Origin of the sequence: Corynebacterium nasorum (genome assembly GCF_030229765.1) — a bacterium.
GTDB classification, from domain to species: domain Bacteria; phylum Actinomycetota; class Actinomycetes; order Mycobacteriales; family Mycobacteriaceae; genus Corynebacterium; species Corynebacterium kefirresidentii.
The window spans coordinates 1-212 of sequence record NZ_JASPGY010000031.1; the positions used below are offsets into that span (position 1 = coordinate 1).

General features: G+C 56.1%; 1 protein-coding gene. It reads left to right on the top strand.

Annotation, left to right across the window (positions count from 1 at the left end):
- Positions 1 to 212: VaFE repeat-containing surface-anchored protein (locus QP904_RS11750; protein WP_284836126.1), on the top strand; the 212-nt coding region annotated here is incomplete at both ends.

The window sequence follows — 212 nt, forward strand, 5'->3', positions numbered from 1 at the left end:
AGGTTGTGGACCAGGTTTCCTACGAGGGTCTGGTTCCGGGTAAGCAGTACACTCTGGATGCCCAGCTGATTTCCAAGAAGGACGGCAAGAGCGTTCTGGGTACCGGTGAAGCTACCTTTAAGCCAGAAGCTGCGAAGGGCATGGTTCCTGTGACCATCACCGTGAACGATGATGTGAAGGAGCCTGTCCAGGCTGCGGTTGCCTTCGAGGAG